Annotated in this window: 22 protein-coding genes; 14 read left to right on the forward strand and 8 right to left on the reverse strand. The window is 46.0% G+C overall.

The window, feature by feature from the left end; translation table 11 throughout:
* The first annotated feature begins 335 nt into the window (after positions 1–335).
* A complete protein-coding gene (rbr, locus tag RDW05_RS01005; protein WP_307977515.1) occupies positions 336–2,387 on the forward strand; it encodes a rubrerythrin in 2,052 nt (683 codons plus the stop codon).
* Positions 2,388–2,587: 200 nt separating this feature from the next.
* Here rbr and RDW05_RS01010 read toward each other — a convergent pair whose 3' ends face one another.
* Together RDW05_RS01010 and RDW05_RS01015 are read right to left on the reverse strand one after the other, a co-directional pair.
* A complete protein-coding gene (locus RDW05_RS01010) occupies positions 2,588–3,841 on the reverse strand; it encodes a hypothetical protein (RefSeq protein ID WP_307977516.1) in 1,254 nt (417 codons plus the stop codon).
* A 248-nt stretch (positions 3,842–4,089) separates the two neighbouring features.
* Positions 4,090–6,717 carry an autotransporter outer membrane beta-barrel domain-containing protein gene (locus tag RDW05_RS01015; RefSeq protein WP_307977517.1) on the reverse strand — a complete coding sequence of 876 codons (2,628 nt, stop codon included), beginning with the start codon at positions 6,715–6,717 and terminating at the stop codon, positions 4,090–4,092.
* Positions 6,718–7,004: 287 nt separating this feature from the next.
* Between RDW05_RS01015 and RDW05_RS01020 the strand changes: the two genes are divergently transcribed.
* From RDW05_RS01020 to gatB, 5 genes are all read left to right on the forward strand, one after another.
* Positions 7,005–7,559, forward strand: a complete 555-nt coding sequence (locus RDW05_RS01020; protein WP_293724685.1) for a hypothetical protein — start codon at positions 7,005–7,007, stop codon at positions 7,557–7,559.
* 24 nt (positions 7,560–7,583) lie between these two features.
* Positions 7,584–8,108: a hypothetical protein gene (locus RDW05_RS01025; protein ID WP_307977518.1), complete on the forward strand. Its 525-nt coding sequence runs from the start codon at positions 7,584–7,586 to the stop codon at positions 8,106–8,108.
* Positions 8,109–8,508: 400 nt separating this feature from the next.
* Positions 8,509–8,796, forward strand: coding sequence for an Asp-tRNA(Asn)/Glu-tRNA(Gln) amidotransferase subunit GatC (gene gatC, locus RDW05_RS01030; protein ID WP_009145481.1), 288 nt, complete (start codon positions 8,509–8,511; stop codon positions 8,794–8,796).
* Between the two features lie 16 nt (positions 8,797–8,812).
* Positions 8,813–10,282 carry an Asp-tRNA(Asn)/Glu-tRNA(Gln) amidotransferase subunit GatA gene (gatA, locus tag RDW05_RS01035; RefSeq protein WP_298880463.1) on the forward strand — a complete coding sequence of 490 codons (1,470 nt, stop codon included), beginning with the start codon at positions 8,813–8,815 and terminating at the stop codon, positions 10,280–10,282.
* Positions 10,282–11,724 carry an Asp-tRNA(Asn)/Glu-tRNA(Gln) amidotransferase subunit GatB gene (gene gatB, locus RDW05_RS01040; RefSeq protein WP_009145483.1) on the forward strand — a complete coding sequence of 481 codons (1,443 nt, stop codon included), beginning with the start codon at positions 10,282–10,284 and terminating at the stop codon, positions 11,722–11,724. Before gatA ends, gatB begins: the two co-directional genes overlap by 1 nt.
* A 112-nt stretch (positions 11,725–11,836) precedes the next feature.
* Here the strand turns inward: gatB and RDW05_RS01045 are convergent, their stop codons facing one another.
* Both RDW05_RS01045 and RDW05_RS01050 read right to left on the reverse strand, forming a co-directional pair.
* The gene (locus RDW05_RS01045) at positions 11,837–12,718 is read right to left on the reverse strand and encodes a hypothetical protein (protein WP_307977519.1); all 882 of its coding nucleotides are present in this window, start codon (positions 12,716–12,718) and stop codon (positions 11,837–11,839) included.
* A 168-nt stretch (positions 12,719–12,886) separates the two neighbouring features.
* Positions 12,887–13,993 carry a hypothetical protein gene (locus tag RDW05_RS01050; RefSeq protein WP_307977520.1) on the reverse strand — a complete coding sequence of 369 codons (1,107 nt, stop codon included), beginning with the start codon at positions 13,991–13,993 and terminating at the stop codon, positions 12,887–12,889.
* Positions 13,994–14,326: 333 nt separating this feature from the next.
* Here RDW05_RS01050 and RDW05_RS01055 point away from each other — a divergent pair, with 333 nt between their 5' ends.
* Genes RDW05_RS01055 through RDW05_RS01070 form a run of 4 tightly spaced genes read left to right on the forward strand, consistent with a single transcriptional unit; the run spans position 14,327 to position 16,928 of the window.
* Positions 14,327–14,551 (forward strand): DUF6718 family protein, encoded by a 225-nt coding sequence (locus tag RDW05_RS01055; protein ID WP_307977521.1) that lies wholly within the window; start codon positions 14,327–14,329, stop codon positions 14,549–14,551.
* A 52-nt stretch (positions 14,552–14,603) separates the two neighbouring features.
* Positions 14,604–15,125: a DNA-directed RNA polymerase subunit alpha C-terminal domain-containing protein gene (locus tag RDW05_RS01060; RefSeq protein WP_307977522.1), complete on the forward strand. Its 522-nt coding sequence runs from the start codon at positions 14,604–14,606 to the stop codon at positions 15,123–15,125.
* Position 15,126: 1 nt separating this feature from the next.
* Positions 15,127–16,362, forward strand: a complete 1,236-nt coding sequence (locus RDW05_RS01065) for a hypothetical protein (RefSeq protein ID WP_307977523.1) — start codon at positions 15,127–15,129, stop codon at positions 16,360–16,362.
* A gap of 53 nt (positions 16,363–16,415) precedes the next feature.
* Positions 16,416–16,928 carry a flavin reductase family protein gene (locus RDW05_RS01070; RefSeq protein ID WP_307977524.1) on the forward strand — a complete coding sequence of 171 codons (513 nt, stop codon included), beginning with the start codon at positions 16,416–16,418 and terminating at the stop codon, positions 16,926–16,928.
* A gap of 66 nt (positions 16,929–16,994) precedes the next feature.
* Here RDW05_RS01070 and RDW05_RS01075 read toward each other — a convergent pair whose 3' ends face one another.
* The 3 genes from RDW05_RS01075 to RDW05_RS01085 form a co-directional block, all read right to left on the reverse strand.
* A complete protein-coding gene (locus tag RDW05_RS01075) occupies positions 16,995–17,666 on the reverse strand; it encodes a helix-turn-helix domain-containing protein (protein WP_307977525.1) in 672 nt (223 codons plus the stop codon).
* A gap of 533 nt (positions 17,667–18,199) precedes the next feature.
* Complete coding sequence (locus tag RDW05_RS01080) at positions 18,200–19,075, reverse strand: phosphoribosylaminoimidazolesuccinocarboxamide synthase (protein ID WP_021721218.1); 876 nt, start codon at positions 19,073–19,075, stop codon at positions 18,200–18,202.
* Between the two features lie 154 nt (positions 19,076–19,229).
* The gene (locus tag RDW05_RS01085; protein ID WP_307977526.1) at positions 19,230–20,066 is read right to left on the reverse strand and encodes a PHP domain-containing protein; all 837 of its coding nucleotides are present in this window, start codon (positions 20,064–20,066) and stop codon (positions 19,230–19,232) included.
* A gap of 339 nt (positions 20,067–20,405) precedes the next feature.
* Between RDW05_RS01085 and sstT the strand changes: the two genes are divergently transcribed.
* Complete coding sequence (gene sstT / locus RDW05_RS01090; protein ID WP_293724665.1) at positions 20,406–21,662, forward strand: serine/threonine transporter SstT; 1,257 nt, start codon at positions 20,406–20,408, stop codon at positions 21,660–21,662.
* 82 nt (positions 21,663–21,744) lie between these two features.
* Here sstT and RDW05_RS01095 read toward each other — a convergent pair whose 3' ends face one another.
* Positions 21,745–22,194 (reverse strand): Hsp20/alpha crystallin family protein, encoded by a 450-nt coding sequence (locus RDW05_RS01095; RefSeq protein WP_009145490.1) that lies wholly within the window; start codon positions 22,192–22,194, stop codon positions 21,745–21,747.
* A gap of 980 nt (positions 22,195–23,174) precedes the next feature.
* Here RDW05_RS01095 and RDW05_RS01100 point away from each other — a divergent pair.
* The 3 genes from RDW05_RS01100 (at position 23,175) to RDW05_RS01110 (ending at position 26,909) form a co-directional block, all read left to right on the forward strand.
* Positions 23,175–24,560 carry an S-layer homology domain-containing protein gene (locus RDW05_RS01100; protein ID WP_307977527.1) on the forward strand — a complete coding sequence of 462 codons (1,386 nt, stop codon included), beginning with the start codon at positions 23,175–23,177 and terminating at the stop codon, positions 24,558–24,560.
* 976 nt (positions 24,561–25,536) lie between these two features.
* Positions 25,537–25,737 (forward strand): hypothetical protein, encoded by a 201-nt coding sequence (locus RDW05_RS01105; RefSeq protein WP_307977528.1) that lies wholly within the window; start codon positions 25,537–25,539, stop codon positions 25,735–25,737.
* Positions 25,738–25,802: 65 nt separating this feature from the next.
* Entirely contained in the window at positions 25,803–26,909 is a 1,107-nt protein-coding gene (locus RDW05_RS01110; protein ID WP_293722687.1) for a nucleoside hydrolase, read from the forward strand.
* Positions 26,910–26,975: the final 66 nt, after the last annotated feature.

Raw genomic sequence — 26,975 nt, forward strand, 5'->3', positions numbered from 1 at the left:
GATTTATGCCTAGTTACGGGGAGGCGATAGCGTGGGACGTATAGAATGGACAAGTATGCATTTTTCTCATGAGCTCAGGCTTAGGTGTTTGGCAGTTGCGTGAATGCAAGTTGCTGAATATGCTGCCAGCGCTGGTCATGCCGCAGGTTTTCTAGGCGCTGATGGGGCTGGTGAAGTGAGCTTTAGAGAAAAGTCTCCTTTAAAGTAAAATTATTTTTTATTAATATAAGTTGTTGACAGACGCTGGGAATGAGTTATAATGTGAACGATATAATAGTGCTTTATAAAAGGTCAAGGGAGCGCTGTTAAAATTTCATATTGGAGGAGATGATATTGTGAGCAAGCATTTATCAACTTCCGTGAGGGTGCCTATTGAAGCGGATAATCCCAGTATTGTCCGTAATGAGTCATTGTGCATCAAATGCGGTCAGTGCAGTAATGTCTGCACAAGTCCTGTTGGTGTGTTGGGAACCTATGCGCTGGAGCAGACCGGAGACAGAGCTATCTGTATTCACTGCGGTCAGTGTGCTAATGTCTGCCCTGTTGGCAGCATCACCGAGGTATATGAATATCCAGAGGTTAAGGCTGCCGTGCAGGATAAGGACAAAATCGTCATTGTCAGTACGTCACCTTCTGTACGCGTGGCTTTGGGCGAGGAATTCGGCCTGCCTAAGGGGGCGTTCGTGCAGGGGAAGATGGTTGCGCTTTTGCGTGCTCTGGGCGTTGATTATGTGCTGGATACGAACTTTGCGGCTGATTTAACAATTGTTGAGGAAGCAAGCGAGCTTCTTGCCCGTATTAAAGGTGAAACGGACAAGCCGCTGCCGCAGTTTACAAGCTGCTGTCCGGCGTGGGTGAAGTTTGCAGAAACCTATTATCCTGAGCTTCTGCCGCATGTTTCTACAGCTAAAAGTCCGATAGGGATGCAGGGACCGACGATTAAAACCTATTTCGCACAGAAAATGGGCATTGATCCGAGGAAGATTGTTAATGTCGCCTTAACTCCCTGCACGGCGAAAAAATTTGAGATTCGCCGTGAGGAAATGAACGCTGCTGGGCAGAAGCTGGGTATAGCTGAATTGCGGGATATGGATAATGTCATCACGACGAGGGAGCTGGCACTGTGGGCGAAGGAAGCAGGCATTGATTTTACCAGCCTGGAGGACAGCGATTTTGATAAATTTATGGGCGAGGCCTCTGGTGCAGGTGTTATTTTTGGCAATACAGGCGGCGTGATGGAGGCAGCTCTCAGGACTGCTTATGCTTATCTTACGGGTGAGCAGCCACCTAAGGAAATACTCAAGCTCGAGCCAGTGCGTGGTTATGATGGATTGCGTGAGGCCAGCGTGGAGATAGCAGGCAGGGTTATCAATGTAGCAGTGGTTCACGGAACGGAAAATGTCCGAAAGCTCATAGCTGGTGGCATTGAAAAATATCATTTTATAGAGGTTATGACCTGTCCTGGCGGCTGTATTGGCGGCGGCGGGCAGCCGAAGGATTTTGCTTATGATGCTGACGCAGCACGCAAGGCACGTATCGAGGGTCTTTATGAGCGGGACGCAGAGATGGAGTTGCATCTGTCTCACGAAAATAAAGAAATTCAGCAGCTTTACCAGGAGTTTTATGATACGCCCTTGAGCGACATGGCTGAAGCAATGCTGCATACTGCTTATCAGGACCGCAGCGCAGATTTAACAAAAGGAGCGAAAAAGAAAATGATGAAGTGGAAATGTTTAATTTGTGGTTATATCTATGAAGGCGAGGAGCTGCCAGCTGATTTTGTCTGCCCAATCTGTAAGCAGGGTGCAGATAAGTTTGTAAAAATCGAGGATACTCCTGGCGACAAGGCAAAGAATCCTTATGCTGGCACAAAGTCGGAGAAGAATCTGTTAGAGGCCTTTGCTGGCGAGTCTATGGCTCGTAATAAGTATACTTATTTTGCTAAAGTAGCGCAGGAAGCAGGCTTTGAGCAGATTGCTGCTTTGTTCTTGCAGACAGCAGAGAACGAAAAGGAGCATGCACAGCTATGGTTTAAGGCTTTGGGCGAGCTTGGCGATACTGCGGCAAATCTGCTGCACGCTGCTGAGGGAGAGAACCACGAATGGACGGATATGTATGTGCGTATGGCCAAAGAGGCAGATGCCGAAGGCTTCTATGAGCTGGCAGAGCAGTTCCGTGGCGTAGCAGCTATTGAGAAGCGTCATGAGGAGCGTTATCGTGCGTTGCTGCACAACGTAGAGGCACAGCAGGTATTTGCTAAGAGCGAGGTAAGAATTTGGGAGTGTCGCAAGTGCGGACATATCGTTGTAGGTACGAAGGCTCCGGAGGTTTGCCCGATTTGTAAAAACCCGCAGGCTTATTTTGAAATTCATACGATAAATTATTAAGAGCGGATGTTAGCTCGGTTTCTTCTGAGCTGCCGGAATTTCCCCTGATGCTTGCTATGAAGCTGGCGTCAGGGGATTTTTAGGTTCTATAAATAAGTGTTGGAATTGTAGTAAAATATTATCGACCAAAACAACATAATCTACAAAGGAGACCAGACACTCTATGCTTTACAACAATTATACACAAAATAACCCGTTTTTTACCAGAATTTAAGCATCTGGAAAAGACTCTTTTTGAAGCCCTTCTCCGGCGGAATTACCTCATGCAGGAATTTGGGTTTAACATAGCGCACAATCATCGGCGGTGTGCGCATAGTAGTTTCGGCAAAGCGCGGCAGCTTGCTGTTGGCGGGCAGCTGCAGGCTGCGTACCTTGTCCTTGCTGTTGACGAAGCGGGCGCTGGCAGCGCCGGTCTGGCCGTTGACTACGATAACGAAGCGTTCGCCGGCGCTGTTGTCCGTATAGTCAACATAATAAATCGGCAGCATGATGTCAGCCGAATGCTTGCGGATATTGCGTGACCATTTTTCAATCTTAACATTCTTTAAGCCGTAATTTTCGCAGAGCCTGTTGCAAAGCTGCTCGTTGATCATGCGGTCAAGATATTTTTCTACCGGGAAAAGATTGCTGCGGGTGGTGATATGTACGTCACCCTCCAAAAATACAGGGTCGAAGGGGGCGAATTCATCAAAGTTCCAGGGAGCAACCATATCGACAGCGTTTTCGTCAAAGACATAGGTTTGCGGATATACCCAGTTTAAAACCTCCTGATAAATTTCGCAGTCACCCTTGTTGCTGGAGATTTGCGCTTTGACGCGCAGGTCCGCCAGTGTATAGGGAGTATAGAAAGCGGTAAATTTTTCTTTGATGGTCTTTTCTGCACCCTTAAAGGACATAGGTTCGCGCTTCATCAGCAGCTGCGCTCTGCCGAAGGCCTGCTCCTTAGTGAGCTTGAAGGGCAGGGCGATGGAGGGATAGCTGCGAGAGCCTGCGCCGATGAGCTGGTCCTTGTTGTAGCCGCCGGCCTTCAGCTCCTCCTGCGTCAGACGGTGACCGCAGTATTCGCAGGTAAAAATAGTCTGCGTGGATTCGCCGGTAACATCGGCACCGCAGAGCGGGCAGGGCAGCTTGATGGTGTGGCTTTCTTCGTAAGTCTTGGTGCTGAGGGCGCTGAAAACGCCCAGCTTATCTTCGATGCTTTGGGTGTTGTTTTTGAGCATCTCCGGCAAGGGCTCCATGAAGTATACGTGTCCCAGCTTCACCAGACCGTTGACAACCTCTACCGGTTTATGACGGTATTTGATTTCGGTATCAAGAATATTTTCTCTGTTCGGCCAAGGCTCCTTGCTGCCGCAGAAGGAACAGATGAAACTGGTGCTGGCAGCATCGGAATACATGGTGCCGCCGCATTTTTCGCATTGTATAGCACAACATTCGTCGTTTTCTTTAAACATAGGAACATCTCCCTTCCTTATCTTGCCTTCATTATAGCGCAAAAAGAATGTCAGCGCCCCACCCGAAAGGGGAAATTTGGGTAGGATGGGGTGAAAATATTAAAGGCAAGGCATAATAGTGCAAAAACTCAGCTGGCTTCTAAAGAAATTGAGCAAAGAAAAATTGTGCGGCTTTTTACGACCGCACAATTTTTTTGCTGTTTACTTACAGCATAGGATGTGATTATATGTTGAAGAATTATAACCTATCAGAAGGTCCAGCGCATACCTACGTTCCATTGCCAAGGTGTCTTGTAGTCGCCGCCGAAGGCTTTGGAAACATCTGCATACAGATAACTGTTATCCTTGGTTTTGAGGTTGAAGCCGATGCCTGCCTCGTACCAGGTGTCGCCCAAATCGTTGCTGTAGGTGGTGGATACACCGTTGTAGCTCAGGCGGGTGTCAGCACTGCCGCCGAAGTCATGCAGTACAGAAGCTTTGGCGTATACATTACCGTTGTCGCCAAGTCTGCTGCCAAGCTCGAAGCCTAAGCGGCCGATGGTGCTGCTTTGGCTGTCCTGACTGATAGCAATGCCGTTGGCGGTAGTGTAATCCTTACCGGCAATACGCAGCCAGGAAAGCTGTGCCTGCGGAGTGAAGTAGGCCTTGTCACCCATAGCGATTTCTCTGCCGTATTCCGCACTGATGCTGCTGCCCCAGGTTTTATACTGACCGTGAGTGAAGCCAATCGGTGCAGAGATATCGTAATCATTGCTCAGACGGCCTTCTTTGAGTACGATGTCTGCATAATGTCCCTTGTCGCCCAGCCAGGTGCCGTACAGTGTGAGTGCCAGACTGCGGTTTTTCGCTGTTGCATCGCCGTAGGTGGTCTTACCGCTGTTGCGGCTGATAGCAGCGCCGTAATGCCAATCGCCGCCAGCCTTGTCATAGCCCATCTGGAAGAAATTATTTTGGTTTTTGGCATTGCCATATTTAAATTCGCCGCGGTTCAAGCGTACCCAGAAGCCTTGGTCGCTATCGCCCTGACGCAAATCGCCCAAGCGTTTGCTCAAGGTAGCATCCTCCTGTCTCCAGGACAGTGCTGCTGCGCTTTGCATATGGCTGATAGCATCCACAGTAGTGCTTTGGGCAATTTTTACATTGGCGATTGTGTTGCCGTCAATATGGTTGATGGTATCTGCCTGCATTTGGCCGATGAGCAGACCTTCGTTTACCTGAACGTCAAATTTTGCCGCACTGTCATCGTGAATCTTCAGGCTGTTTCTAACAAGGCCTTCCAAGCCGGCTGCGTCCTTCACGTTATCAGCATTGATGCCTGCATAAGAGGTATGTACTGCGGCAGCGTCGGTGTCAGCGTTGTTTACGCGGAAGAAGCCTGTATTGAGGTTTGCATCAGCCTCCAGCGTCAGCTCGCCGCCGGTGCCCTGCAGGTGATTAATGTCAATGTTCTGCACCTCTTCATTGGTCATGGTGATGCTGCCATCATTCAGGGTGAGGTTTTCCAGATAGCTATAACCAATACCGTATTCACCCATAGCATGCCATGTAGCCTTGTTGGCGAGGGTGAGGTTAATGGTACCGGCAGAATCATCCTTGTCTACATAAGGACCGCTTTGGTCGAGATTGCCGGTGATGCTGGAAGCGTCAGTGTTCAGGTTGAGGTTAACGATTGCGGTGTTGGCTGCACGTACGTCACCAACGATTACAACATCGTTAGCAGTGCCTTGGTTGATGTTGACAATAGTGTCGGTATGCCAAGTCGGATCCGGATCCTCGCCGTAAGCATTGATAGCGTTGAATTTTCTATTGTTAGCATTGTTGGCACCAGTGATGCTGCCGCCGGCCATGTTAAGAACGGCACCATCTTCGACAAATAACACATCAACAGTACCGCCGTCACTATTGTTCTCTGCTCTGATATCCGTAATGCCCAGGTTGACTTCGGAATAGAAGCCTGCGCGTACACCTATGGCTGAAATCTCGCCGTCGCCGTTGCTTTCAGCGTAAATGGAACTGCCATCGCCGAGTGTAATTTGGGAGCTGTAAATGGCGTTGAGGCCGTAGCTGTAGCCTTCAGTTACAGCGTTGCCTTTTACGTTAATATGTGTTTCTCCTGCATTAATTTCGCTGTTGCCTGCTGCAAAGATGCCGTTAGTCTGGGCTAAAGTTTCAGATGTAGCTTCAGTAGCTATCTTCAGCGTGGCAAAGGTCATCTTTGCCTGGTCTTGGGCTTCAATGCCTGCTGCCCAAGCACGATTGCCGTTGCTGTTTTTAGAAACAGCCTTGATGTTTGTATCGCCGGTTACGGTCAACAGATGCTCGCTGTCCGTATCTTGAAGATCGCGGCCCATGAAAATACCGTCAGCAATACTTTCAGGTTTGCCGTCAGCTGTAACATCTATATGGAGATTTTTTATCTGGATATCAGCAGCATAGGCTTCAATACCGGAAATATAGATTCTGTTTATATCATAATTAGAGCCTGTAGACTGGCCGGTGATAGTAACATCTTGGGCAGTGAGTTTACCGGGAGTATCATAGTCAGAGGTTGCTACGTAAATACCGCTGGTAGCGCTATCTTGAACATCAAGCTGCAGATTCAGCGGCGTAGTAAATTTTAAATGTGTTCCTGCGCCCCAAACCTCGACAGCAGGGCCGGAGCTAGTCCATTTTACGACGTCGCCTTCGGCAAAGGTGTAGGTAGATTCTGTGCCGACAGTAGTACGGATACCATGTTCGGCATAAGCGTCACCCGCACCGGTGATTTGGTCAGTGTACTCCTGTGCAGAAACAATGGATGGTTGTGCCCCCCCGATGTACAGCGCAAGCATTACAGCTGTTGTCAGGGTTTTGGAGATTAATTTTTTGCGTTGCATAAATAAGACCACCTTTCTTGCAATCGGCTTGGACAAATAAAAGTTCAAGAATATTTTAAAGATTTATCTGCCGATTCTTCTCTACACCTGCATTATATATTAGAAAGCAGAAAAAAGCCCCACCCGAAAGGGCAAATTCGGGTAGGGTGAAGTGAAAAATTTGTTGATTTTGTGAAAAATTTGAAGTTAGCTTCCCTTCCTACTCAAAATCACCTTTTTGGGTGGGGACAACGCAGCGCAAATACGTTATGCTATACCCAGAAAGATAGCAAAAGGCGGTGAGCAGCATGCGCAAACAAAAAAGCAATAAGCTGAGAATTATTCACCTGCTGTTATTGGCAGCGCTTCTGCTGCTGACAGCAAAGCTGATTTATGCCCAGGTGCGGGGAGGCGATAGCATGGGACGTATAGAATGGACGAGTATGCAATTATACAGAAACGGCTCGAATTATGATTATAGCTATAATTATGCACTGCGTTTGGATGCTAAAAGCGGGCAGATGCTTTATGACTGCAGTTTTAAGGCTCCGACAAATCTTAATGACGACATCTGGCGTTGTGAGCTGGAGAGCGTGCCTGTGACGCGCGAGGAGCTGGCCCCTCTTGATGCGCTTATCCAAGGACTGCCGCTGGCACCGCTCAAGGAATCTGAGCCGGTAGATGATGATATGTTTATCTGCGATGAGACTAGGGAGATTTTTGACGTGAGTGTCGCCAACTATAAGGATAGAAGCGTCAAGAAGCTGACGGCGCCTTTGAGCGGGGAGCAAAGAGCGGAAATGCAAAAGCAGTTTCTGCAGCTTTACCTGAAGGCTAAGGACAGAGCTCCGCTTCGCAATTAAGGCTTAACAAAGGTGGTGAACGGTATGCACAGTAAATTATGGAAAATCACCAAAATGCTGCTGGCGGTGCTTGTACTGCTGACAGCTAATATAGGTTGTGCGCCGGTACAAGGAGAAGATAAGATGACACACGTAGAATGGTCCACTTTTTATATGAGCCGGAACCATCAGTTCTGCACCCTGAGCTACAGGTTTGAGGTTAATTATGATCCTTTTAAGGAAGGGCAGGGTACCTTCAGCTGCTTTTTTGTCGATAAAAAGGGCGAAAATTGCCTGCTGTCGTCGGCAGAGGTGACAAGTGAGGATTTGGTAGAGCTGGATGCTTTTATCCAAAAGCTGCCGCTTACGGAGCAGGAGCAAAAGCAGAAGCAGACGGATATGCTGTTTGCGCACGATGCGACGACAAAAGGGTTTTATATTACTTTTGGCAGCTATAAAAATAAGAACAGAAGAAAAGTAACGCCGCAGCTAAGCAGTATGCAGCAGGATGAGGCAATGGATATTTTAAAAAGGCTGTATGTTAAGGTGAGCAAGCGAGAAGGGAAATAGCGCCAGATGCTTGGAGTTTAGAGAACCGCCGTGAGGCGGTTCTTTTTTATACGGCTGTGTTGCAGAGAGGCTCTCCCTGGAGAGAGCGGTCGTCCGTAGGGCGACTGAGAGGGGTTGTGCTTATGCATATATTTTATTTTGTTGAACCCCTCTCCGTCATCGCTGCGCGATGCCACCCGCCCCAGGGCGCCTTCTCTTGCCCTACGGGCAATTCACCTTGTCTCCCCGAGGAGAGGCTTTATTGTTTTGCTGTCTAATATTTTAAAAGCCGCTTTTTCCTAAAAATATCCCCGCAACCACTGCCGAACCACCTTACTCAGTGTACTTTGCTCAGTAAATGTGTTATAATAAAACAGGTTATTTGTAAAAATAAAACGAGTTTTTATAGGATGGTGAAAAAATGAAAGTTTCTGCTGAAGACGTAAAGCATATCGCACAGCTTTCCCGTTTGACTGTTCCTGCTTCCGAAATGGAAGTGTTCACTGAGCAGTTCAACCAGATTCTTAACTATGCCGACATTCTTGAAAAAATTGATACCGCCGGTATCGAACCTACCCCGTACGTACTGCCGGTAAGCAACGTACTGCGTGAGGACGTTGTCAAAGAAGGCGTATCCCACGAGGAAGCATTGAAGAACGCTCCTGCTGTTCACAATGACGGCTTTAAGGTACCGCGCGTAATCGAATAAGAAGGAGGCAAACGCTGTGGATTTGTATAAACTTACTGCGCACGAGCTGCATGAAAAGCTCGTCAACAAAGAAGTAAGCTCCGTCGAATTAACTAACGCTGTTATTGCGCGTGTCGACGCAGTTGAAGACCAGGTTAACGCTTACGTAACCCTGGATAAAGAAAACGCTCTGGCACAGGCTGCCAAGGTTGATGCCAAGATTGCCGCAGGCGAGAAAATCGCTCCGCTGGCAGGTATTCCAGGCGCAATCAAAGATAATATTTCTACCAAAGGCCTGCGCACTACCTGTTCCTCCAAAATGCTGGAGAACTTCATTCCTGTATATGACGCACATGTTATCAAAAACCTGCGCGCTGATGAAACCATTTTCCTGGGCAAAACCAACCTGGATGAATTTGCTATGGGCTCTACCACCAAGACCTCTCATTTCGGTGTAACCCACAACCCCTGGAACCTGGACCGCGTTCCCGGCGGCTCCTCCGGCGGCAGCGCTGCTGCTATCGCTGCAGGCGAAGCTATCTGGACTCTGGGCTCCGATACCGGCGGATCTATCCGTCAGCCGGCATCCTTCAACGGCTGCGTTGGTATTAAACCGACCTACGGCCGTGTATCCCGTTATGGCTGCGTAGCATTCGCATCCTCTCTGGACCAGATCGGACCTATCACCAAAGACGTAACCGACGCTGCTCTAGTACTCAACACCATCTGCGGTAAGGACGAGATGGACTCCACCTCCCTGAACGTAGAGGTTCCCGACTTCACCAAAGCACTGGTAAATGACGTTAAAGGCCTGCGCATCGGTCTGCCGAAGGAATACTTCGGTGAAGGCGTTGATGCTAAGGTTAAGGCTGAAATCATGAAGGCCGTTGAAAAATACAAAGAGCTGGGCGCTGAAATCGTTGAGGTTTCCCTGCCGCATACCGAATATGCTGTAATCACCTATTACATCATCGCTCCGGCTGAAGCCTCCGCTAACCTGGCACGCTTCGACGGCGTTCGCTATGGTTACCGCAATGTTGATGCAACCTCCGCACCGGAAATGACCACCATGAGCCGTACTGAAGGCTTCGGCCAGGAAGTACGCCGCCGCATTATGTTGGGCACCTACGTACTGAGCAGCGGTTACTATGATGCATACTACAACAAGGCTATGCAGGTTCGTACCCTCATCCGCCGCGACTTTGAAGCTGCGTTTGAAAAATGCGACGTGCTGCTGACCCCGACCTCTCCGGTTCCTGCTTACGGCATTAACGACCAGATGGATCCGCTGACCATGTATATGCTGGACGTAACCACTATTCCGGTAAATATGGCTGGTCTGCCGGGTATTTCCATTCCTTGCGGCTTTGCTGATGACGGCATGCCTATCGGTATGCAGCTGATCGGTAAGGTTCTGGACGAAGCAACCATTCTGCGTGCTGCTTATACCTTTGAACAGGCAACCGAATATCATAAAGTATTCGCACCGCTGGGAGGTAACAAATAATGACTAAATATATTACCGTTATCGGCCTGGAAGTTCATGCCGAGCTGAAAACCAAAACTAAAGCATTCTGCAGCTGCTCCACTGCCTTCGGCAGCCTGCCTAACACCCATGTATGTCCGGTTTGTCTGGGTATGCCAGGTGCACTGCCTGTACTGAACAAGCAGGTTGTTGATTTCGCTATTAAGGCTGGCCTGGCGCTGAACTGCGATATCCAGAAATACAACAAATTTGACCGTAAAAACTACTTCTATCCTGACCTGTCCAAGAACTATCAGATTTCCCAATTTGATAAGCCTATCTGCCTGGGCGGTCACATTGACATCGTTGTTGACGGCGAGCATAAACGCATCGGCGTTACCCGTATCCACATGGAAGAGGATGCAGGCAAGCTGAACCACAGCGGTGCAACCATCAGTACCTCTGACTCCTCCGCAGTTGACTACAACCGTGCAGGCGTACCGCTGATTGAGATTGTATCCGAGCCGGATATGCGCAGTGCTGCCGAAGCTCGTGCTTACATGGAAAACCTGAAAGCAATTCTGGAATATACCGATGTTTGCGACTGCAAAATGCAGGAAGGCAGCCTGCGCTGCGACGCTAACATCTCCATCATGCCCGAAGGCGCTAAGGAATTCGGTACCCGTGCCGAAATTAAAAACCTGAACTCCTTCCGTGCTTTGGAGCGCGCTATTAACTACGAAGTTGAGCGCCAAAAAGAGGTTCTGGAGGACGGCGGCCACGTTGTTCAGGAAACCCGTACCTGGGATGAAGCTAACGGCGTAACCCTGTCCATGCGTTCCAAGGAAGAAGCACATGACTACCGTTACTTCCCTGAGCCTGACCTCGTTCCGGTACAGCTGGACGATGCCTGGATTGAGCGCATTCGCGAAACTCTGCCGGAGCTGCCGGCTCAACGTCAGGCACGCCTGATGAGCGAGCATGGTCTGCCAGAATATGATGCTTCCCAGATCGTTTCCACCAAGGCTATGGCTGAATACTTTGATGAAGCAGTTAAGACCGCTAAGGACAGCAAAGCAGTTTCCAACTGGCTGCTGGGCGATGTATCTGCTTACATGAACAACGAAGGCATTACCATTGCTGACTTCAAGGTAACCCCTGCACATCTGGCAGAGCTGGTTAACCTGATTAAGGACGGCGTGCTGTCCAGCAAGCTGGCTAAAAAGGTATTTGCCGAAATGCTCAAAGAGGATGAGGCTCCGAAGGCTCTCGTTAAGAAGCTCGGTCTGGAGCAGGTTAGTGATGAAGGCGCTATCCTCAAGCTGGTTGAAGAAACCATTGCTGAGAACCCGCAATCCGTTGCTGACTACAAAGCCGGTAAGGATAAGGCTATCGGCTTCCTCGTTGGCCAGATTATGAAAAAATCTCGCGGCAAGGCTAACCCGGGCATGGTTACTAAGATGCTCAAAGAGAAAATGCAATAAGGCATACATAGCCTGGCAATATCTGCGTGTATTAAAAGTATAAAAATCAGCACCTCGCTTTGACGTAAATTTTACGTTTGAGCGAGGTGCCTTTTTATTGCTGAATTTTAATTTATTGGCCGTTGTTGCGAAACAATTTCCAATAAAATAAAAGTGTACGATAATTATGTTCGTGGTCTATACCAATGACAAAGAAGTTTAAGGTGATTTCACTCTGACCGGCTACGCATATACTAATCCTTTCGTTATTATCATGGTTGATGCAAATAATTGGTTTATAAGCTTCAATTTTTTCGATTTGTTTCCAGGATATTGTTCGTGGTATTTTTAGCGGCTCAAGAAAGTGCCATCTGATTTTATAATTTTGCTGCAAGCCGTTTTTATCAATACTAAAAATAGGCGTATGCTTTTTTATGGACATTTTAGCAAAATACATATGACGGATATAACAGATTGTTAATCCAGCACCTATTAAAAAGTGAGGAACAGCAAAAAGTATGCCATAGTATAAAAAATAAATGGCAATAAACATGAATACCGCAGCAAATATCAGGTTGAAATAATCGCTTAAATTACAATTGTAGAAATAACTTTGACGAAAATCGCTCTGTAAAAAATATTTACTGTCATTATAATTATGCTTAAGGATAAATGCATTGGCTGTTGCTTCTTCATTAGCGTTACGGCTTTTGGTAACAACTATAAAACTATCGCCTTGAGCAGCAGTGTTTATTATGCGTAAATCGTAGGCTGCTTGCATGAAAATTTGTCTGAAGCTGTTAAAGGTTTCGATGCTGTCAACATGGACAGGGTTTATAGCAAAGCAAATTTTTTCAGGTGTAATGCCACCTCTTTGCATTGAATTTACAAAATTTTGGATGTCTGTGGTATTGTTGGCAACAATAATGTCATGGGGAATGAAAAGTTTGTTGTCTTCGCCAAGTATAACGATGATACTTTGAGTTTCTTCTATTTTTATACCGCCGTAGAGCATGAGGGCACCTTCTTTGCTTTAGATGATATAAGTATAGCATTTCTTTATAGTGAGATAAAGTTACCTATAAGATATACAGACAAGTTTTTTTCCATATAAAAATCTGCCCGGCTTAATATTTTAAGGCTCCCCGTCTGAACGGAACCGTTCAGGAAGAGAGCCTTTAGCTTACGGATTAAACCTAATGGATTTGGCAGATTTTACTACTGCAGCCTTCTGCCGTTTGGCATCATCAAACGGATATTGATAGTCAAAGGAAATAAATTTGCCATCCCTAACGAAGATATAATCCATTTCCGTAGAACTGGACAAATCAAAGCTTACATTCAAGCAATTTTCACCGTCAATAGTGATAAATTGAGCTTTGATATTGTCAAGCTTGTATTTAGGATTTTCTTTTTGCCTTGCTTCTACTTTCTTTTGTATGCGTGCTGCTTCTTTAGCAGCAAGTGTTTCTTTATCGTTATCGCTAAGGTTAGCAAAAGAATTAGGATAAAAGCTTAACTCTGCTTTATCAGTAATGTTTACAATCATGGGGCTGACGAAAAAATAACCATTAGAATAGGCGAATGTGTGATGGGGATCATTTTTTATAGGCATTAGTATACAGTTAGCTGGCGTAGTAAAGGATGCAGGATAATCTTTTAGAGTTTTTGTGGTAAAAGGACGTCTGTAAATATCATCGCTTAGAGGAGTAATTTTAACGGATTGGATTATTTTAGGGAGAAATAATTTTTCGTCAATAGGATAGATAAATCTATTTCCTACGTAGCTAAATTTATAAGTACCATTTGGTGTAATGATTATGTAATCATCAAAAATAGCTAGTTCTTTCTCAGGTAAGTAGTATGAAAAACGCATTGCCGGGTATTTGGCAATGGAGAGCTGTTCTTTGAGCAGAATCTTATAGCCTTTCGCTTCCAGGTTAGCTAGCTTTTCGTAAAAAAACTTGGTGTTCAGCTTTTTTAAATCTTTAGCTTTAAGGATAAACGGGCGACAATCAACGAGAAAAACTCTTCCATCACCGCGAAAAGAGTATAGGATATTTTTGTTTTTACTTTGATATTCTTTGTAATCTTTTTCAGGCACTGCAAAACTAAAGCCATATTCTTCGTTTTTATAATGCTGCATACTGATATTCGTCTTATCAGGGTTAATGTGGTATAGGTCTAAAATTTGTATCTTTTCTTTCTCGGTAGCAGATTCTTCTGCTTGAGCGATGCCGTTTAGAGCAATACAGGCAAAAAGAGCTACGACTAAAAATTTTTTGAGCATGGTTAAGACCTCCTTGGATATTCCTGACTAAAGTATAGCATTTCTTTATCGTGATATAAAGCTAGCCATAGAATATACGGACAATTTTTTGCGCAAAGTAAGTTGCCCGGCTTAAATTTTTAAGGCTCCCCGTCTGAACGGAAACGTTCAGGAGGGGAGCCTTTTTGAGTGCTATTTTTTTGTTAGTGCAATGCAAATGAGAATAGCATATAATATTGTAATAGAAGTTTTTCTTGAGCTTTAACATGCTTTTCTATATAATAGCTATAATGAGAAAAAAATATGAGAATGGATTGATAAAGATAGATATTGAATTTGAGGAGGTTTGGCGTGATGTGTTATCTTGTTGCTAAAGATACAGCAAAACATGGTTGTTATGCGTTGAAAACTATGCATGGCAAGAATTTGGTAGAATTAAAAAGATTTTTAAATGAACGTGTTGCTGCCAAAGGTATTCAGTTAGTGACAATTAGCAGACCTACAGCTTTTGGCGAGTATGCACCTTATCATTTTGCACAAAATGAGGAAGAATTTGTTACTCTTGTCAAAGCGATGTAATCATAATTATTTTAAGAATGATGTATGTATATATTGATAGGTGTGATGAATAATGGATATTATTGAACTAAAAAGAGAATATGAAGCAAGAATAGCTGACTTAAATAATAGAATTAGTGACCTTGAGTCATTACTTGAGAGATATAATCATGAGAATAAAACTCTTAGAGAAGATAGAGATAGATATCGTGAAAAAGTAAGAAGAGGACGTGAAATATTAACTGGTATCCAAAAGTTAGGTGATATATATTTACATGATGAATTAATATTACCTAAAATAGAATTTGAACGTAAAATTAATAATACAACAATAAAATCTAATTTATTAAATGATGTATTACCTAAACAAGAAGCGACACTAAGCTTTTATTTGGAGGATTTAGATTTTAGAGTAGGAGTTGCAAACCGTTTGAAGCGAGCAGGAGTGAATACTGTGCGAGAATTACTAGAAAAATTTAAAAATAAAAATGAATTATGCAGTAATCGTTATTTGGGAAGTAGATGTGGTGATGAAATTATAAAGGTTCTAGCTGAAAAAGGTGTTGATGTTACACAATATATGGATGGTGAGTAACGTGAATTATCAAATTGAAGATGTTTTTAGTCCGCGTTCGTTTCCTCAAAATACATATATTTCCCGTAAGCTTGATGATGAAGAAACTGTTGATGACAGATTAAGACGTGCTTTGGCGATGAAGGGAAACCTGATTTTTGTTTCCGGTGCATCTAAATCCGGCAAAACAGTGCTTTGTCATAAGGCCATAGCTGCTGAAAGCTACATTGCACTCAGTGGTAACCAAATAAGCACTAAAGCAGATTTTTGGAACCATATTGCAGAACAGCTGCCGCTGTCAGACGCAGTTGTAATGACAACCAGCGGGCAGGATACTGCTGCTAAAACAGGGCAGGCGCAATTTGCTGTTAATTTTGGTGTAGCTAATATGGGAGTAAGCATCAATAAAACTAATGGTGCTGCCTTTAATCAGCAGCTGGCAATGACCAACAACAGAACAGAGCGCCAGATAATCCAGTATCTGATTGATAATGATAAGGTGTTGGTAATCGACGATTTTCATTATGTAGCTCGAGAGATGCAGATGTATATTGCACGTACCTTGAAAACAGAGCTGTTTAACGGTTTGAAGGCGGTAATCATTTCCTTACCGCATCGAAGTGATGAAGCAATTATCTGCAATCCTGATTTAATTGGCAGAACTACCTCGATTGAAATTTTGCCGTGGACTGCAGCCGAGCTAAAGGCTATTGCTGTCAAGGGCTTTAAGCTGTTGGACATGCCGATAGACGAGGCCGAAGAAAATCTTTTGGCGCAGGAAAGCATTACTTCGCCACAGCTGATGCAGGAGAATTGCTTTCAGCTGGCTTTTGCAGTAATGCAGAAAAAGCAGCCTATCAGCCTGGAGCTGGTGCATTTTGCCTTTAAGCAGACAGCGCGAAATTACGCACATTATGAGCGCCTGGTTAAAGCAATTGTGCAGGGACCTGTACAGGGAATTGGCAGACGTAAGCTTTATGCGCTTACACAGGGCAGTGTGGATATTTATCATTTACTGCTATTGGCGTTTAAGGCGGATCCGCCTGTTACCGAGCTGAGTATGGTTACCTTGAAGGAGAGAATCAAAGGCTTATTGCTTAGCAAAGAGCTGCTTTCCAGTACGATTATTTCTGCAACCATCAACAAAATTATTAAAATTGTTGAAGCGACAATGCCTGACCTGGATGCGCTGGAATATAAAGCGCAGTGTCTGTATATTTTAGATCCGTTTTTGTTGTTTTATTTGAGGTGGAAGTAGCTTGCGTAAACGCTGTATAATATTCTTGTAAAGCAAATGAGGAGGTTTTTGTTATGACTATGAAAAAAATCAACGCCTTTGAGCAGGGCGAAGCAATTTTAAAGACTCTGTCCAAGGGTGCTTTTCTGACTACTGCTGCCGAAGGTAAGCAAAACACCATGACCATCGGCTGGGGCAGCCTGGGCTTTAAGTGGGGCCTTCCGACCTTCACTGTTATGGTGCGCCAAAGCCGTTATACCAAGGAGCTGATTGACGCTAATCCGGAATTTACCGTCAGCTTCCCGGTAAAAGAGGGCTTTGCCAAGGCTCTTGGTCTGTGTGGCAGCAAGTCCGGCCGTGATCTGGACAAGTTTGCAGCTGCAGGCTTAACCACGGAAGCAGGCGAGACCGTCAGCGTTCCTGTTATCAAGGGCTGCGGCCTGCATCTGGAATGCAAAATTGTAGAACACTACACCATGGCGGAGGATAAATTCGACAAGGAGCTGTGCGACAAATGGTATGCCAACAAGGATTGGCACACCTGCTACACCGGTGTCATTACTGCTGCTTATGTAGAAGAAGCATAAAAATCGTAGACCTCTAAGAAATGCAAAAACAGCTGCCGCTTAGCGGCAGCTGTTTTAGTATGCGCGTCAACGTGCGTTGCCGCGCAAAAAGTGGTCGGTAATTATTCTTGCTGCTTCCTCGTCCGTCATGTCAGCAGCAATTTCATCGCTTTGGTTAAAGATGCTCATGGCTACACCGAAGAAAACAAATTTAGTGGTAATCTCCGGCACGGTATCCTCCTTCAGCAGGTTGTCCTGCATTGCCTTAGTAATCAGCTGAGCTAAAATATCATATTCATCATGCAGAATTTTGTGATAGCGCAGGATGCGTTCAATCGTTTCCTCACTCAATTTTACAGAATTATAGCGGGGAACAACCTTAAAGCCGTCGCCGTCAGGCTTAACTTTGCAGCCGTTAGTGCCGCCGAGCATTTCAAAGCAGATAATCTGCCATAGGGTGCTGTTAGCAACATAAAAATGCACCATTACTTCAAAATACTTTTTGAGCTTGTCCTCAAAGCTGTCTGCACTATCGACAGCCTGCTGCGACTTTTCCAAAAAGGGCGCGTTTTTATCGGCAACCAGCTTGTAAAAAAGATGCTCCTTGTTGCCAAAATATTTATAAACAGTACCTTTGCCTACATCAGCCAGAGCGATTATTTCATCAAGCGTAGCCTTTTCATAGCCATGCTGCGAAAAAACCTCCTCCGCTGCCTGCAAAATTCTTATATCCTTAGGTAATGACGCGTCTATAGCCACCGTGAAACCTCCAACTATCCTAAATAGGAAAATTTTTCGTACATTTATTACATTAATTATACCTGTTTATGCGGATAATTGCTAGTGATGTTTACGTGTTTTAATAAGCTGAATTTAGCTTTTGACGATAAAATAAAAAACCCGCTCGCCGCGGGCGTTTTTATTTCGCGTAACTGCTGTCCGGCCCCTCAGCCGTCAGTGCTTTGTGCTTTTAGCATTTCCAAAAGTCCCCTCAATTGGCCGCTTCCACGAACCACCTTCTCTGTTTTTACGGTGGCGATACGTTACGCGATTAAGCACTATTATATTTACGGATTCTCTTACACTAATATATAGTATCTACAGTGCTATGAGAAACAAAAAAACAACAACGGAAATAGACAGCTTGCGCTGTTCCAACTCCGTTGTTGTTTATGGTGAAATTATACAACCAATGTCCATGGTTGTAAACAATTTTTTTGTAAAGAGCGTTAAATTTTTCCTGAGCCTGTTGCTACTGCAACAAAAGTTACAGTTTTAAAGCATTTTCAGAATTAAAAGTCAAACTTTTGACCTGTCAGCAGTTCATATGCTTCGATGTATTTGCCGATGGTTTTGTCGATAACATCCTGCGGCAGCTCGTAGCCTGCATCCGGGTTAGCGCTCAGCCAATCGCGGACAAATTGCTTGTCATAGGAGGGCTGGCCTTGGCCAACCTTGTAGCCTTCCAACGGCCAGAAGCGGGAGCAGTCCGGGGTAATCATTTCGTCACCAAGTACAACCTCGCCGTTTTCGTCAAGACCAAATTCAAATTTGGTATCGGCAATGATGATGCCACGCTCCAGAGCATAGGCAGCACATTTTTTGTAGATAGCGATAGTGTAGTCACGCAGCTTCAGAGCATATTCTTTGCCGCGGCCCGGATACAGTTTTTCCAGGATTTCGATGCTTTGCTCTACGCTGATGTTTTCGTCATGGTCACCGATTTCAGCCTTGGTGCTGGGGGTGAAGATAGGCTCAGCCAGCTTTTGGGATTCCTGCAGGCCTTCGGGCAGCTTAATGCCGCAGATTTCGCCGGTTTTCTTGTAGCTTTCCCAGCCGCTGCCGGTGATGTAGCCGCGAACGATGCATTCGATAGGCAGCATGTTCAGCTTTTTGCATTTCATGCTGTTGCCGGTGAATTCGGGTTTCTGGAAGAATTCGGGCATATCTTTGGTATCAACGGAAATCATATGGTTAGGAACAATGTCTTTGGTCAGATCGAACCAGAATTTGGAAATCTGAGTCAGCACAGTGCCTTTTTTCACAATCATGTTTTTCAGAATATGGTCAAATGCGGAAATACGGTCAGTGGCAACCATAATAATGCTGTCACCAACATCATACATCTCACGAACCTTGCCGGATTTAAACGGTTTGTACTCTTGCATTTTAATGCCTCCTAAAAATTTCTCAACAAGTAAATGCAGGCTCGGTGCCGGAATTTCTTGTCAGTGTTAACTTTGTTATATTTTATGGTAATATCATAGCACAGTCCAACGAAAAAGTCGAACGTTTTTCGTGTTTTAACAAATATTTTTCGGATTATTTTACATCCTGCGGCAAAAGGCCGTCCAAGCGCAGCATATCGGCAGTGACCAAAGGCTGTCCCAAACGTCTCCCCGGCACAAATGTACCATGGCAGTCGCTGCCGCCGCTGATAAGCAGACCGTGCTTTTTGCAATGCTGCAGCAGGCGTTGCGTTCCTTCTTCCGAATGGTTGGAGTGGTAGCATTCAAAGCCGTCGAATTTCTCCGTCCGCAGGATGTCGAGCACGCGCTCCAGTCCGGGGCCGTGAAAGCCGCTGGCGGCATGCGCGCACAGTGCTGCGCCGCCGGCAGCGTGAATTGCTGTGATTACCTCGCTGATGGCAGGAAACTCTGGAAAGCCCAGGTCATGCTCCGGCGTAAAGATGCGCTGAAAGAAATCGCCCACGCCGGTGCACAGTCCCTTGTCAATCAAATAGGCGAGGGCACGCCAGCCGCCGCGGCGTCTGTCATAGGTATAACGAGCGAACTCCGCTTCATCGACAGGCCAGCCGTCGCGCGCCAGCATATGAATGCTGTCCACATCCTTTTGCTCCAACAGTGCTTCGTTATGCTGCATTAATTCCAGCAGCTGTTTATTATGGATATCAATGCCGTAGCCAAGGATATGAAAAGACAAATCCTCCTTTGTGGAGCAGATTTCCGCTGCTGGCAGCAGTGTGATACCGGCGACTGCCGCCAACGTCATCGCTTCTGCGACGTTGGCTACGCTGTCGTGGTCCGTTACAGCAATCAGCCCCAGCTGTTGCTTTTGCGCTTCGGCTATCAGCTCCGCCGGTGTCCAGGTGCCGTCTGAGGCCGTTGTATGTATATGTAAATCAGCTCTTACCGACATATAAGCAGCTCCCTTCTATAGTATTACTGCTTTTTTGTGCAGTAATGATGTATTTTGTATACTTATAGAATAGTTTATCTTGCACAGCATGTCAACTGCTGGTAAATATATTCTCTCATTGCACAATAGTCCGTTATATTTAGGAGCGATTTGCGAGGTTTTGTAACAAGCTTAACACTTACTTATGTTTTAAGTGTAATAGTCCCTTTTATGAGTACGGATAAATTCCGTGTCTACTCTACAAATACATTACTCATTACAGGCTTGACATTGTTTAACTTATGATATATACTATGAACATCGTTATATACGGGAGTATAAATTTAGGGGGAGTTCATTATGTTTAGAAAATTTGCTGCGATTATCAATGAAGTCGCACTCATCAAGCAAATTGCCGTCGGTCTCGTAATCGGCGTTTTGCTGGCACTTTATGTACCGAAAGCGGTACCTGTTGTTACCATCTTTGGTGACCTTTTTGTAAAAGCATTAAAGGGCGTTGCTCCGGTGCTGGTTTTCTTCTTGGTTATGAACGCTATGGCCAAAAAGAAAAGCGGCGGCGAAGCAAATATGAAGCCTATTATCGGCTTATATGTTGTAGGCACCTTCTTTGCATCCTTAGTTGGTGTAACCCTGTCTTTCCTGGCACCTACCACTCTGCACCTGCAGGTTGCTGATGCTAAGCTCAACCCGCCCAGCGGCATCGTTGAGGTTCTGCATAACCTGATTCTGAGTGTTGTAGATAACCCGATTGCTGCTCTGCTGCACGCAAACTATATCGGCATTCTGGCATGGGCTGTAGTATTCGGTATTGCTATGAACATGGCTGCCAACGAACAAACCAAAAATGCTCTGGACGATGTTGCTAAGGCAATCACCCTGGTTGTTAAATGGGTTATCCATTTCGCTCCTCTGGGCATCATGGGCCTGGTTGCAACCTCCATCAGCGACAGCGGTCTGTCTGCAATTTCCAGCTATGTACACCTGCTGGCAGTACTCATCAGCTCCTACTTCCTGGTAGCGCTGGTTATGAACCCGTTGATTGTTTACTTCAACATCCGCCGCAATCCGTATCCGCTGGTATGGGCAACCATCCGCGAATCCGGCGTATACGCTTTCTTTACCCGCAGCTCCGCTGCTAACATTCCGGTTAACATGGCTCTGTGCAAACGTCTGGGCCTGAATCCTGATACCTACGCAATTTCCATTCCGTTAGGCGCAACCATCAACATGGCAGGTGCTTCCATCACCATTTCCGTACTGGCGCTTGCTGCTGCCAATACTCTGGGTATTCATGTTGATATGCCGACAGCTCTCTTGCTGTGCATCGTTTCTACCGTTGGTGCCTGCGGTGCTTCCGGTGTTGCCGGCGGCTCCCTGCTGTTGATTCCGGTTGCCTGCGCTTCCTTCGGCATCAGCAATGATATCGCTATGCAGGTTGTTGGCGTTGGCTTCATCATCTCCGTACTGGAGGATGCTTGCGAAACTGCGCTCAACAGCTCCAGTGACGTTCTCTTTACCGCAACTGCCGAATTTGCAGAGCGCGCTAAGGAAGGAACTCTGAAGTCCGAAGACCTGGTTCCGAGAAACAACATTTAATTTAACATAACAACAAAACGGCCGCCGAAGCTAGCGCTCCGGCGGCCGTTTCATTTTGAAAGGATGATGTGTTTTTTATGTATTAGCCTTCAATGGCAATATATTTTTTGTCTTCGACTTTTTTAGGCTCAACCTTAGGAATAGTAACCTTCAGGATACCGTCTTCGAATTTAGCCTTGATATCTTCTTGGGTAACTGCTTCGCCGACATAGAAGGTTCTTGCACATTGACCGCTGTAACGTTCACGGCGGATATAAACGCCTTTATCGTTCTTTTCGTCCTTGTCGAGGCCTTTAGCGGCGGTAATGGTCAGATAACCGTTTTCCAGTTTGGCGCTGACGTCCTCTTTTTTGAAGCCCGGCAGGTCGATATCCATTTCATAAGCTGTATCCGATTCCTTGATATCGGTTTTCATAACGTTCTGAGCATGTTTGCCGTACAACGGATTACGATGACCGAAGAACTCTTTTTCAAACGGGAAATCCATTAAATCATCAAATAAGCTTTCACCAAATACACTAGGCATCATCATAAGTCATTCCTCCAGTTTTATTGCGCTTGTTGTAGTCATTTTAATGTTGATGCAGCAAGTATTGATTTGATTTGCCAACGCGGGATTTGTGCTTTGCGGGTGCTGCCCTTGCAGCTCCTGTAGCTCATTTCCTTTGTTGATTATGTTATACCACTATTTATTAGCACTGTCAAGCGTTGAGTGCTAATTTCTGACGATTTCACAGAAATTACAAAAAAGTGGGGGAGAGCCACCTTCCGCCTCACTATGTTCGGCACCTTACAGATGGAAAGCAGTACTAAAGAGCCTCTCCTTGGGGAGAGGTGCCGAGCTTGTCGAGGCGGAGAGGGGATATGCTGAAAATAATGCTATTCGTAAGCATAAAGATTGCAAGCAAATAATCTTTGTGTACGAATTTTCTTCAATCTAAATTCAAATGTAAGCCTATAAACTGCAGTCCCCTCTCAGTCGCCCTAGCGGGCACCAGCTCTCCCCGAGGAGAGCCTCGTTTTTCTTCCCAAAGTTTCATATGCTTGCAGCCTCCTTCCGTCAGCTCGCAACCCCCTTCCGCCTCGCTACGCTCGGCACCTTCCCCAAGGGGCAGGCAAGACTAATAGCTTTCCATTAACCTTCATTAGCACGTTCTTGGTTCCCCCTCGGGGGAACTGTCGCGTTAGCGACTAAAGGGGGAAATGTGAGAGCAGATAAGAAATTTGCTAGAAGTATAACCCAAAATCTCTAAAATTTTCTCCAAATTTCCCCAAAATTCCTAAAAATTTCCTCTCATCCTACCCGAATTTGCCATTTCGGGTAGGGACAAACCACCCAAAATAAGCTATGATGTAGCCAGAAGCAACGAAGAAAACACTGTTCTTCTTGCAAAAGTCTTTACTAAACGGAGCAGGCACTGCAGAAGCTAAAATGAAACAAGGCAAATTTTGGCAGCAAACAGCGCAAGCCTCCGCAAGGTAAAAAATTTACTTAAAGAGGAGGAAATTCTCATGAAAAAATCTTTAGTACTCGCAATGGCAATGGCTCTTGGCGTAACCGCATCCGCTTACGCTGCTAACCCGTTCAGCGATGTTCCTGCCGGCCACTGGGCATATGACAGCATCAGCAAGCTGGCAGCTGCAGGCGTAATCGATGGCTACGGCGACGGCACCTTCGGCGGCGACAAGCTGATGACTCGCTATGAAATGGCACAAATCGTTGCTAGAGCAATGGCTAAGGGCGCTAGCGTAGAAAGACTGGCAGCTGAATTTGCTGACGAGCTGGACAGCCTGGGCGTGCGTGTAGCTAACCTGGAGAAAAAGGCTGACAATGTAAAAATTACCGGTGAAGTTCGCTTCCGTTATGTTGACCAAGACGGTGCAATGTCAAGAAGGACTTTAGACAGAGGTTACAGAGTTTTGGGCAATGATTCCAACCATGTGGCAGATATCCGTTCCCGTATCTGGATTAACGGCATGATTAATGATGACTGGACCTACACCGGCATGCTGCAGAATGTTCAGAACCTGAATAATAATGCCGGTGATGAAAATACAAGCTTCCAACGCGCTTATGTAGACGGCAAGTTGGGCGGCATGGCAGTACGTGCAGGCCGTTATAACCTGGTAATTGCTGACGGCAATATCTATGATACCCGTGCTGATGGTCTGGAGCTGTCTTATGGCAACAAGGTTAAGGTAAAAGGCTTTGCAGGCAAGGCAACTGATGATATTACTGTAGTACCGTTTATGATAAATGATGGCATTAATACTGAAACTGGTGATATTACTAATGGCGGCAAGTATTGGGGCTTGGCAGTAGAAGGCGAGTTGGCTAAGGGCTTGAAGGCTACTGCCGGCTACACTCAATTCAAAGATATGGGTACCGGCTTTGTAGAAGCTCATGGTGGAGATTTTGGCAAAACCGATATTGATAACGGCATCTGGCATGCAGGCTTGAGCTATGATATGGGTCATTTCAATCTGTCCGCTATGTATCTCAAGGGCGATTTGTCTGCTGACAAACTTAATGATACGCAAGACGGCGAAATTAACAAAGCTATTGATCAATACCTTGATGACGACGGCTTCGTTATCGGTCTGTCCTATAAGGGTGCAAAGGCTGAGGATGCAGGCAGCTGGGGCGCATGGGCTAAATACTATGACCAAGGCGCACAAACCTATGTTGCACACACCACCGATGCTAACACCTTTGGTATGACCGGCTTCAAGGGCTTCGGCGTTGGCGCTAACTACACCCTTGCTAAAAACATTGTAGCTAATGTTGCATACTATAACACCGAATCCAAGCTGTTGAAAGAGCGTCCTGGTATTGCTGCTGATATGGAACGTACTAAAGACCATCGCTTCTGGACTGACGTAACCTTCACTTTCTAATAAACCTTCATACAAAAACTTCCTAAAATCGGCAGCGCTCCGGCGCTGTCGGCAGAGAACCGCCGCGAGGCGGTTCTTTTGCGTTTGGGTGGGGGTGTCGCCCCCTTCCGTCAGCTCACGGTGTTCGCTGACACCTTCCCCAAGGGGCAGGCAAGACTAATAGCTTTCCATTAACCTTCATCAGCACGTTCTTGGTTTCCCCTTGGGGAAACTGTCGCGTTAGCGACTAAATGGGGAATCACTGAAGCAAATGAGAAGATGGGTAGAATAGAGAGGCTCACCTTTCTTCCTAAATTCTTAGCTGCTTACCCAACCCTTCCGTCTGCTCGCAAGGCTCGCAGCCACCTTCCCTTTCAGGGAAGATATAATGGTATTACGTAATTTTAACTTTAGCTATTACTACGAACTTTTATATGCTCCCTGCGTCGCAAAGCGACATTAGCACGACTAGCAGTTTCTCGCGGCGCATAGCTTGCGACAAACTGAGTCTTAGCGTCAAGGGAGCTGGCATCGCCGTAGACGATGACTGAGGGTTGTGCAAGGCGAAAAAATGTTAAAGTCATTTGCGTTGCAGCCCCCTTCCGCCTCACTAAGTTCGGCACCTTCCCCGAGGGGCAGGCAAGACTAATAGCGTAGGTTTTTGAACAATATCTTGATTACTGGTGTTAAAATTTTTATGTTTTTACTGCGATATATAATTGCTTGCGTCAGTACGCAGAACTTGGTGTACTGCAGACCAAAGAGGATATGGCAAAGCCTTTTTTGCTAAGCTTTTTGCGGTGATGCAAAAAGCGACTGTTTCCCGCGCTTTCGCAAAGCGCGCCCCTTTCTTGTTACTTCTTTCGGGGACGAAAGAAGTAAAACCAAAAGGACGCAGCAAAACCTAAAATTTTCTCTCAAACCACCCCGAAAATCAAAAATATCCTAAAAATTTCCCTTCAACCTACCCGAAATCACCCTTTCGGGTGGGGCGCTTTTGCACATTTTAGGCTACACTATAGTTGTAAACAATCAACTGCTTCCGCTTGAGGTGCTGAGCAGGCGCATCTATATCAACGCTGACGATAGGGAATGGATGCAGGAAATGAAGGATTTACTGCAGGACGGCAGCCTGCGCAAGTTTGCGATTCGGGCGAAGGTTATGGACGGCAGTGTTTATCTGGAGGAGATTGATTAAGGTAAAATCTGCATTTTGTGCGGAAATTTATAAAATAAGGTTGGGAAATTAAGGAGGTAATAAAGATGAAAATGAAAAAATTAACCAGCTTATGTGGTTGCCTGTTGCTTTCCATGTGCATGGGCGTTGGTGCTATGACTGCTCCGTTGTCTGCTGAGGCTGCAGCACGTGAAAAGGTTATTCTGGATGCAGATATGGTGGATTTGTTTGATGACGGCATCGCTATGATGATGCTTGCCGAATCTCCCAAAATGGATTTGAAGGGTGTTACCATCGTTATAGGCAATACCTGGGTTGAAACCGGTACCGCTTCCGCTATCCGTCAGCTGGAGGGCATCGGCCGCACCGATATCCCTGTATATATGGGCGTTAATGAAACCGTCCGCAAGGACCGTTTCGCTAACATGAAGGAAGAAAAACGCATTTACGGCCGTGGCCATGACTCCCATCTGGGCGCTGCAGGCTATCCTCAGCCGGCATCCTGGCAGGCTGAATACCGCAAAAATTATAATGATGAGCCTGTTATGAACCCGCAAAAGCAGCATGCTGCTGATTTCATCATTGATACCATCAAAAAGCATCCGGGCGAAGTAACCATCGTTGCTATCGGCAGCGGTGCTAACCTGGCAGCTGCGCTTGATAAGGCTCCGGAAATTGCTCCGCTGGCTAAACGCGTTGTTTATATGGCAGGCGCTTTCTTCTGCGAAGGCAACGTAATGCCGACCTCCGAGTTCAACGTTTGGATTGATCCGGAAACCGCTAAAAAGGCTTACCGCGCTCCCTGGAAGGAGCAAATCTTCCTGCCGCTGGATGTTTGCAGCAAGGAACTGATGAGCCACAATGATTTTAAGGATCTGGAAAGCCGCATTAAGAGCGACCGCTTCAAGGCTATGTGGGAAAGCCATTATGCTACTCCGATGTTCCGCAAGGATCCTGCCTTCAAGAACTACATTTGGGACGTTCTGGCAGCAGCAGTAGCAATTGATCCGTCCGTAATTCTGGAATCCGAAACTCTGCCGATTGATGTTGATGACCAATACGGCTACGGCTACGGTCAGACTATGGGCTTCCGCGGTGCAGCTCCTGAGGGTGCTCAGAACGCGAAGATTGTTTACGCTGTAGACCGCGCTAAGGTTTGGAAGATGGTTGAGGATGTATTCAACAAGCTGTAAGCAATAATTTTGCCGATTTAAAGCTTGCGCCCTACCCGAATTTGCTGTTTCGGGTAGGGCGCTTTA

It is taken from the genome of uncultured Phascolarctobacterium sp. (genome assembly GCF_902463975.1).
Classification (GTDB): Bacteria; Bacillota; Negativicutes; order Acidaminococcales; family Acidaminococcaceae; genus Phascolarctobacterium_A.

Coding starts and splice junctions, on each gene's coding strand:
- RDW05_RS01060 (WP_307977522.1), top strand. CDS start 14,604: ATGGATATTATTGAACTAAAAAGAGAATATGAAGCAAGAATAGCTGAC.
- RDW05_RS01070 (WP_307977524.1), top strand. CDS start 16,416: ATGACTATGAAAAAAATCAACGCCTTTGAGCAGGGCGAAGCAATTTTA.
- RDW05_RS01100 (WP_307977527.1), top strand. CDS start 23,175: ATGAAAAAATCTTTAGTACTCGCAATGGCAATGGCTCTTGGCGTAACC.
- RDW05_RS01015 (WP_307977517.1), bottom strand. CDS start 6,717: ATGCAACGCAAAAAATTAATCTCCAAAACCCTGACAACAGCTGTAATG.
- RDW05_RS01110 (WP_293722687.1), top strand. CDS start 25,803: ATGAAAATGAAAAAATTAACCAGCTTATGTGGTTGCCTGTTGCTTTCC.
- RDW05_RS01085 (WP_307977526.1), bottom strand. CDS start 20,066: ATGTCGGTAAGAGCTGATTTACATATACATACAACGGCCTCAGACGGC.
- RDW05_RS01045 (WP_307977519.1), bottom strand. CDS start 12,718: ATGCTCTACGGCGGTATAAAAATAGAAGAAACTCAAAGTATCATCGTT.
- RDW05_RS01010 (WP_307977516.1), bottom strand. CDS start 3,841: ATGTTTAAAGAAAACGACGAATGTTGTGCTATACAATGCGAAAAATGC.
- RDW05_RS01050 (WP_307977520.1), bottom strand. CDS start 13,993: ATGCTCAAAAAATTTTTAGTCGTAGCTCTTTTTGCCTGTATTGCTCTA.
- RDW05_RS01095 (WP_009145490.1), bottom strand. CDS start 22,194: ATGATGATGCCTAGTGTATTTGGTGAAAGCTTATTTGATGATTTAATG.
- RDW05_RS01080 (WP_021721218.1), bottom strand. CDS start 19,075: ATGCAAGAGTACAAACCGTTTAAATCCGGCAAGGTTCGTGAGATGTAT.
- RDW05_RS01055 (WP_307977521.1), top strand. CDS start 14,327: ATGTGTTATCTTGTTGCTAAAGATACAGCAAAACATGGTTGTTATGCG.
- RDW05_RS01020 (WP_293724685.1), top strand. CDS start 7,005: ATGCGCAAACAAAAAAGCAATAAGCTGAGAATTATTCACCTGCTGTTA.
- gatB (WP_009145483.1), top strand. CDS start 10,282: ATGACTAAATATATTACCGTTATCGGCCTGGAAGTTCATGCCGAGCTG.
- sstT (WP_293724665.1), top strand. CDS start 20,406: ATGTTTAGAAAATTTGCTGCGATTATCAATGAAGTCGCACTCATCAAG.
- gatC (WP_009145481.1), top strand. CDS start 8,509: ATGAAAGTTTCTGCTGAAGACGTAAAGCATATCGCACAGCTTTCCCGT.
- RDW05_RS01025 (WP_307977518.1), top strand. CDS start 7,584: ATGCACAGTAAATTATGGAAAATCACCAAAATGCTGCTGGCGGTGCTT.